The 8,143-nt window shown below is 37.7% G+C and carries 7 protein-coding genes; all 7 read right to left on the bottom strand.

Annotation, left to right across the window (positions count from 1 at the left end):
* Nucleotides 1–337: 337 nt before the first annotated feature.
* The 7 genes from rlmD to T323_RS0114000 all read right to left on the bottom strand — a co-directional run bounded on the left by rlmD (nt 338) and on the right by T323_RS0114000 (nt 7,959).
* Nucleotides 338–1,717, bottom strand: a complete 1,380-nt coding sequence (gene rlmD, locus T323_RS0114030) for a 23S rRNA (uracil(1939)-C(5))-methyltransferase RlmD (protein WP_026673860.1) — start codon at nt 1,715–1,717, stop codon at nt 338–340.
* Between the two features lie 85 nt (nt 1,718–1,802).
* A complete protein-coding gene (gene pflA, locus T323_RS0114025) occupies nt 1,803–2,552 on the bottom strand; it encodes a pyruvate formate-lyase-activating protein (RefSeq protein WP_026673859.1) in 750 nt (249 codons plus the stop codon).
* Nucleotides 2,553–2,638: 86 nt separating this feature from the next.
* Entirely contained in the window at nt 2,639–4,867 is a 2,229-nt protein-coding gene (pflB, locus tag T323_RS0114020; protein WP_026673858.1) for a formate C-acetyltransferase, read from the bottom strand.
* A 458-nt stretch (nt 4,868–5,325) separates the two neighbouring features.
* Entirely contained in the window at nt 5,326–6,000 is a 675-nt protein-coding gene (locus T323_RS26760; RefSeq protein WP_035178766.1) for a hypothetical protein, read from the bottom strand.
* Entirely contained in the window at nt 5,997–7,076 is a 1,080-nt protein-coding gene (locus T323_RS0114010; RefSeq protein WP_026673857.1) for a hypothetical protein, read from the bottom strand. Before T323_RS0114010 ends, T323_RS26760 begins: the two co-directional genes overlap by 4 nt.
* Nucleotides 7,073–7,489 (bottom strand): anti-sigma factor family protein, encoded by a 417-nt coding sequence (locus T323_RS0114005; protein WP_026673856.1) that lies wholly within the window; start codon nt 7,487–7,489, stop codon nt 7,073–7,075. The genes T323_RS0114010 and T323_RS0114005 overlap by 4 nt, the downstream gene beginning before the upstream one ends.
* Nucleotides 7,486–7,959, bottom strand: coding sequence for a sigma-70 family RNA polymerase sigma factor (locus T323_RS0114000; RefSeq protein WP_026673855.1), 474 nt, complete (start codon nt 7,957–7,959; stop codon nt 7,486–7,488). Before T323_RS0114000 ends, T323_RS0114005 begins: the two co-directional genes overlap by 4 nt.
* Nucleotides 7,960–8,143 lie beyond the last annotated feature (184 nt).

Genomic DNA, 8,143 nt, shown 5'->3' with positions numbered 1-8,143 from the left:
ACTAAACCTATTGATACCAAGCTATTTCTGTGCATTTAAAATAAACTCTTCCGAAAATCCTTCCCAAAACCCGCATTCCACCGTTCGCTGTCATAATAAAGTTTTCCGAAAATCACCGATTTCCACTCATTTCTCACTCAAAAACAAGCGTTTTTTTCCGCACTTTTCACTCATTTTTTCACTCTTTTTCTCAAGTTAAAATAAAGTTTTCCGAAAGGGAAAACGTAAAAAGGCAAGTCCCACAAGGGATTGCCCTGATTTTTTACGAAAACTTCCCTCTTCCTTTTTAACGAAAATCGGAAATGTTTATTATTTTTCGGAAGAGAGAATTAGTGGGTCACATTTTCAATTCAAGTACTGCAACATTTTCTATATGATTCGTATGCGGAAACATATCCACTGGCTGCACTTCTTTTGTCACATACCCACCATCTTCTAATATCCGTAAATCCCTTGCTAATGTCGCAGGATTACAGGATACATACACGACCCGCTTTGGTTTCATTTGAATAATCGTCTGCAGAAGCTTTTCATCACAGCCTTTTCTAGGCGGATCCACAACGATAATGTCTGCTCGGATCCCTTGTGCATGCCACCATGGGATGACATTTTCAGCTTCTCCTACAGCAAAATCTGCATTTTCAATATGGTTTAGTTTCGCATTTCGTTTCGCATCATCAATTGCTTGTGGGACGATTTCTACACCGTATACATGTTTTGCTTTTTGCGCAAGGAAAAGCGAAATTGTTCCAATTCCACAATAAGCATCAATGACGGTTTCATGGCCTGATAAGTTTGCGTATTCGAGCGCTTTGTCATAAAGCACTTTTGTTTGTTCAGGGTTTACTTGATAAAACGAGCGCGCGGAAATCGCAAATTTAATATCGCCGATAAAGTCATAAATGTACGTTTCGCCCCATAAAACGACCGTTTTGTCTCCAAAAATAACATTTGTTTTTTTACTGTTTATATTTTGGACAATCGACTTTACTTTCGGTAGCTTTGCTTTAATTTGCTCGATGATTTCATCTTTATGTGGGAGTTCAGCTGTTCTTGTGATAAGGACAACCATTGTCTCACCTGTCATCAGTCCATAACGTGCTACTACATGGCGGAGAGTCCCACGATGAGTTTGTTCATTATACCCACGTACGCCATATTGTTCGCAAATCGTTTTAACCGTTTGTACGACTTCATCATTTTCCTCGTGTTGGATGAAACATTCGTCCATATTAATAATTTCGTGGCTGCGTTGTTGGTAAAAACCTGCAACAAGACCTCCTTCACGGTCCGCGACAGGAACTTGTGCTTTATTTCGGTAACGCCATGGGTTGTCCATTCCTATTGTAGGGTGGACTTTTACATCTGTTAGTTTTCCGATCCGTTCTAACACGTCTTTTACTTGTTTTTGCTTTTGACTTAGCTGAGCTTCATAGCTTAAGTGCTGCAATTGACAGCCACCACATTGGTCGTATATTGGGCAAATAGGCTCAACCCGGTCATTGCTTTGTTCTATCGTTTCCATGACTTTCCCAAAGCCATAGCCTTTATTTACTTTCAGTACTTTCACTTTGACCTTTTCGCCCGGTAATGCTTTCGGAATAAAAAGAGCGTACCCATCGATTTTGGCAACACCTGCGCCTTCATGGGTTAAGTCTTCTATCGTTACTTCTACAATATCGTTTTTTTTGACTGGTGCGTTTGGTTTATTACTCATTATTTAACGTCCTTTTCTGCTCATTTCTTTTTCCATCTTAGCATAGTTTTGAACAAAAAAGAAAAAGACAAACGTTAGATTGTGCTTACGTTTGCCGTTCCATTATCCCTCTTAATATGTTTGTTGCTTCTTCTACTACTTCATCTGTTGGTGGCTCGACATCTTTTAATTGATACTCTAATCCTAATGACTCCCATTTGTACATTCCTAATTTATGATAAGGAAGTACTTCTACCTTTTCCACGTTCGTTAACGTAGAAATAAAGTCTCGTAACCGAAACAAATCATGTTTATCATCCGATATTCCTGGCACTAGAACATGACGAACCCAAACCGGCACATGCTTTTCTGCTAAATACGTTGCAAAGTCAAGAATATGTTCATTAGATAGTCCTGTTAATTTACGATGCTTTTCATCATCAATATGTTTAATATCTACTAAAATTAAGTCGGTCACTTCTAGTAACTTTTCAAATGATTGGATGAAATTTGGCTTTCTTGAAAAACAGCCACCTGACGAATCAATGGTCGTATGAATGCCAAGCTTTTTACAGTGTGTAAACAATTCAATTAAAAAGTCCACATGTAGTAATGGTTCTCCACCACTGACTGTTACTCCACCAGATGAAGCTTTCATGAACGGAAGATAGTCTTTTATATCAGCCATTAATTCTTCGACAGTCATCGAATTGCCCGTTCCAATTTCCCACGTATCTGGATTATGACAATATTGACATCGCAATAGACAGCCTTGTGTAAAAATAACATAGCGTAATCCTGGTCCATCTACAGTGCCACATGATTCAACTGAATGAATTTTTGTTTGAATTTTCATCGCGATCAAATCCTTTTTGTTTCGAAGCACTAGTAAAAGAAAGAGAGAAATCTCCCCGGGGGGGATGGAGAGATTCCTCATTGTTTTTATAGTGATTCGTGGAATGTTCGATTGATTACATCAATCTGTTGTTCTCGTGTTAGTTTAATAAAGTTCACTGCATATCCAGAAACTCGAATCGTTAATTGCGGGTATTCTTCAGGGCGCTCCATCGCATCAAGTAATGTTTCTCGGTTAAAGACGTTAATGTTTAAATGATGCCCTTTTTTCTCCGCATACCCATCTAAAATTCCCGTTAAATTCGTAATTCTTGTTTCCTCTTCTCGTCCTAACGCTTTTGGAACAATCGAGAATGTGTTAGAAATTCCATCTAATGCTGATTCATATGGCAGCTTAGACACTGAACTTAATGATGCTAGTGCACCTTTTTTGTCGCGTCCGTGAAGTGGGTTTGCTCCTGGCCCAAACGGTTCACCCGCTCTTCTACCATCTGGCGTATTTCCTGTTTTCTTTCCGTATACGACATTCGATGTAATCGTTAAAATCGACATCGTCGTTTTTGAATTACGGTACGTTGGATGTTTTTTCAACTTATTCATAAACGTTGTGACAAGGTCAACCGCAATTTGGTCCACTCGATCATCGTTATTACCGTACGCTGGATACTCACCTTCGATTTCGTAATCGACAACTAACCCATTTTCATCGCGGATTGTTTTCACCTTTGCATGTTTAATTGCACTAAGTGAATCTGCAACAACAGACAAGCCCGCAATCCCTGTAGCCATTGTTCGCAGGACTTCACGGTCATGTAGCGCCATTTCAATACGCTCATAGCTGTATTTATCATGCATATAGTGGATAACATTTAACGTATTAATATACAATCCTGCTAACCATTCCATCACGTGGTCGAACTTCTCCACCACTTCATCATAGTCTAAATACTCTGATGTAATCGGTGCAAATGCTGGACCTACTTGGAATTTTTGTTTTTCATCAATCCCACCATTAATCGCATAAAGCAAAGCTTTTGCTAAGTTGGCTCTGGCGCCAAAGAATTGCATTTGTTTTCCGATGGCCATTGCCGATACGCAACACGCAATACCATAATCGTCACCGTATTCTTTCCGCATAATATCATCATTTTCATATTGAATCGAACTTGTTTTAATCGACATATATGAGCAATAATTTTTAAAATTATCTGGTAGCTGTTTTGACCATAACACCGTTAAGTTCGGCTCTGGCGATGGTCCTAAATTATCTAACGTATGCAAGAATCGGAATGAATTTTTTGTTACAAGTGGACGTCCGTCAAGTGAAACACCACCAATGGACTCTGTTACCCATGTTGGGTCACCACTGAATAATTCATTATAATCTGGTGTTCTTGCAAATTTCACAATACGGAGCTTCATCACAAAATGGTCAACAAGCTCTTGTGCTTCCTGTTCTGTTAATCTACCTTCTGCTATGTCGCGTTCAATGTAAATATCTAAAAAGGTTGATACCCTTCCTAAACTCATCGCTGCTCCATTTTGTTCTTTAATTGCTGCTAAATAAGCAAAGTAGAGCCATTGAAATGCTTCTTGTGCCGTTTGGGCCGGCTCAGAAATATCAAAACCATACGTCTTAGCAAGCTGCTTTAATTCTTTAAGTGCTTTAATTTGTTCTGCCATTTCTTCACGTTCACGGATAATTTCTTCTGACATCATGCCGTTTCCAGTTAAATCATAATCTTTTTTCTTTTCATTAATTAAGAAGTCGACACCATACAAAGCAACTCGGCGATAGTCACCAATAATTCTACCGCGTCCATATGCATCTGGAAGCCCTGTAATAATTCCTGCTTTTCTCGCTAATTTCATTTCAGGTGTATACGCATCAAATACGCCTTCATTATGCGTTTTACGATAAGCTGTAAAAATGTGTTCCACTTCTTCATCTAATTCATATCCGTATGATTCACACGCTGCTTTTGCCATTCGAACTCCACCAAATGGTTGCAATGAGCGTTTAAATGGTTCATCTGTTTGCACACCTACGATTTGCTCTAACTCTTGATTAAGATATCCTGCTCCGTGTGAAATAATCGTAGATACGATTTTTGTATCCATATCATACATGCCACCACGGTTTCTCTCTTCTTTCGATAACTGCATGACTTGCTTCCACAATTCATTTGTATTTTCTGTTGGTCCTTGTAAAAATGCTGCATCCCCAGTATACGGAGTGTAATTTTGAATAATAAAGTCACGAACATCGACACCTTTTTTCCAACTACCTTCTTTAAAACCATTCCATTGATTCATTTGAATTTGCCTCCTTATTTGAAACAAATATTTATAAAGTATTGTTTGCTCAATGATGAACAAAAGACTTTTTTCTATGAATTAAACGTAACATGTTCCTGATTTTGCAAGTGTGATCTTTATCACACTTAAGGGCCCAAAAGCGGTTATTTTGGTCATTGTTCGTTGAATTTTCACATTTTCATCAATCTGTATCACTCATTCACTTTATCGAAGTAAAACAGATACATATTCCAAACAAAGAAGATTTTAGCAAATAGTATATATGTTTTATTGTAGTATAAGCTCCCATATTCAAATCTGTTATATAGTAAAATCAGAAGGGATGTTCTTCTGTTTTATAAAAAAATGCAGGAGCGTCTTTTCGTTTCAAGCGAAGTGCGCAGCCTTCGCTCTTTTATCTTTTGAAAAACGAAACAAAGACTGGGAGTCCACCGACTCACAGTCTTTGTTATTATTTACGAAACCAACTCTTCTTCCACTTCAACACTATGTTCGCCGTTACGAATATCAATTTCGATTTCTCGGGGCACGATGAGAAAAGATGACATGCTCACATACGTATCTATAATTCCTGAGGATCTTGGAGGCTGCTTTACGGTTATATACAATGTATCTCCACTTTCATGCAAAGCCACATAATCCGACCGTTTAACTAACGGCTCAGGATCTTCTTTTACAATTTGAGCACGATATGTCCCAAACATCGATAATTCATTCTCATCTGTTCCTTCTACAATAATATATTGATAGTTCGCATCTATGACAATTCTTTCAATATGCTCAGGTATTTGCTCTTTTACAACAGGCAAATCAAATGTTCGTTCTTCTGTCGCAAGGATGCGTTGAACTTCAGGTAAAATACCAGATACATTTAAGAGCATAAACGATAACGCCACCGTCCCTAAGACGCCAACAAAGAAAATACTAAACAAATCATATTTTATATACGCCGTTTCTCGCTTCGCTAATGCTAAATAGACTAAAATTTCTACCCCTAGCACAACACATAACAGTGGCCACCATGATAAAAACAACGAGTATATATCAAGCCATTGACCTAGAAATAATAAGACTCCTAATAGGATAAGGGAAGCCCCCATTGAGATTGTTCCGACACGCCACGTTCTCATCCTTGTTCCACCCCTTTCTTTTTCTTACTTCCAGCTAGTAGTTTAATGCCGCCACCAATTAATAAGAGGCATACGACTGTTGTTTGAAGATAACTGCGATACATATAGACCATATTTGTATTAAAATATTGATCTAGCATAGGAACTACACCTGGTAAAAGGACTTGTTCGAAAAAATAATATAAGCCTAATAATAATAGTCCGATACCAATCCAACGTTGATGGTTTACAAAATAAGAAACAATTGGTTTATCTTCTAGTCGTCCCTCATCATAGGCGGCACTTTTTTGCATCGCATCAAAAATACTATAAAACCAAATAAGCGGAATAATAAACAGGAAAAATGAAATCCGCAACACATCAATAATATAAATCGCAAACAAAAACGCAGCCATTAATTGAAGACCTCTCCGTTGTAACCCTAAATACAAGTGACCTAAGCCAGGGAACACCGCTAATAATGTCGCAACCGTTTTACTCTTTTTCCCTTCGACTCTATTTTTCTCAAAGTCTTCGAAAATCGTCACGTCCTTCAGTTCTATACCTTGTTCTTTTCGTTTTAATAGTGACATAACATCAAATACATTAAATATCCAAATAATCGGTACGAGTCCAAGGAAAATAATGAAACCATCTTGTCTCGTTAAAAATGCAACAAATAAAATCATCGTTATTAATCCGAAGAAACCAACAAGAAACGGTAAGCCACGATTCATTAAGCCAATATGAAAATGCCCTAGTCCTGGGATAAACGATAATAACATCGTCTTAAAGCGCTCATCACTTTGCTTTACTTCTTCTATTTCATGCTCCCTTTCAGATGAACGGTCAGGTTTAAGAAGTAATAATATCATATCAATAAAACTCACCCCATAAAAAAATCCTGGAATAAACATGAGAAGGAGAAACCCGTATAAATCTGCCCCAAATATAAACGTTATAAATAGAACACCAAGTCCTGCCAAAATCGTTGTCAACCCGTAAAAAATACCTCTTCCTGTTTTGTTCAAATATAAAAACCCGAGTCCTGGAAAAACCGAAAGGAAAAACGCAAGTGTTTTACTTCTATTGTTCATTCTTTACCCTCCTTTAAAGGTACTATCGAAATTTTGTCTAGTATTTTTTCTGAAAATGGTTGTTCTTGGTTTGATAACACATCATATTGCATTTCAGTATTGACGACTCCTTGAAAGATACCAGATACCATTAAAACCATTGTCGCTGCAGCTGCAATTGTATAATGGAGTAATAATTGTTTCTTTTTATTTGACTGTTTTGTTAGTTGTTGAGGAGGAAGTTGTGCCATTACTTCTTCTGTCCATTGCTCAGGGTCTTTTATCGTTGGTAGCGTTACATGCTCTAACATGTCCATATAGTCGTCTAAACATTGAGGGCACGAATATAAATGAAGTTCGAGTTCTTCTTGTTGGTTACGGTCGAGTTTATTTTCAATATATAAGTTCCACATGTTTTTCTTGTAATGACTCATTTAAATTCCTCCTCTTTCCAATTTCGTTTAACCCAATGCCTTGCTCGGTATAATTTTGTTTCAATCGTTTTTACTTCTACATTGTGTTCAGTCGCCATTTGCTTATAGCTTTTTTCATGTATGTAAAAATCAATAAGGACATCTCGGTAATTCACAGGAACATCTTGCAATCTCCGTCTTATTAGCTCCACTTTTTCTTTTGTTATTACTTCTTCTTCCACCGATGTTTTGTCATCGACTTCCTGTTGGTTGATTTCCTCGTGCTCAACTTTGGCTAATTTCCTCTTTACATCAATTGCATAACGAACAGCAATTGTTGTCATCCATGTTTTAAAGCCATTCCCTTGATATTGAGGGAGAGCATGATAGACTTTTAGAAACACTTCTTGAGCCGCATCTTCTGCATCTTTTTGGTTGCGCAACACACTGTAGACCGTTTTGAAAATATGGTCTCGATACGTCGTGACAATAAGTCGAAACGCTTGCTTATTGCCCGCTTTCGCTTTCTCTATTATTCTTTCATCTAAAATAAGCTCTCCCTCCTTTCTGTCTTGCTATAGTAATAGACGATCGTTCGTAGCGAAAACCCTACACTTCTTTTGAAAAACTTTTTTCATTCGGACATCTGTTCCGCTATTTAATGTAAAATCGGGC

This window comes from Alkalihalobacillus bogoriensis ATCC BAA-922 (assembly GCF_000621445.1).
Classification (GTDB): domain Bacteria; phylum Bacillota; class Bacilli; order Bacillales; family Bacillaceae_F; genus Bacillus_AO; species Bacillus_AO bogoriense.
This window is presented reverse-complemented; position numbering and strand designations above follow the sequence as displayed.

Excerpts from the sequence above, each read along its gene's own strand:
- rlmD (WP_026673860.1), bottom strand. The coding sequence starts at position 1,717 with ATGAGTAATAAACCAAACGCACCAGTCAAAAAAAACGATATTGTAGAA.
- pflA (WP_026673859.1), bottom strand. The coding sequence starts at position 2,552 with ATGAAAATTCAAACAAAAATTCATTCAGTTGAATCATGTGGCACTGTA.
- pflB (WP_026673858.1), bottom strand. The coding sequence starts at position 4,867 with ATGAATCAATGGAATGGTTTTAAAGAAGGTAGTTGGAAAAAAGGTGTC.
- T323_RS26760 (WP_035178766.1), bottom strand. The coding sequence starts at position 6,000 with ATGAGAACGTGGCGTGTCGGAACAATCTCAATGGGGGCTTCCCTTATC.
- T323_RS0114010 (WP_026673857.1), bottom strand. The coding sequence starts at position 7,076 with ATGAACAATAGAAGTAAAACACTTGCGTTTTTCCTTTCGGTTTTTCCA.
- T323_RS0114005 (WP_026673856.1), bottom strand. The coding sequence starts at position 7,489 with ATGAGTCATTACAAGAAAAACATGTGGAACTTATATATTGAAAATAAA.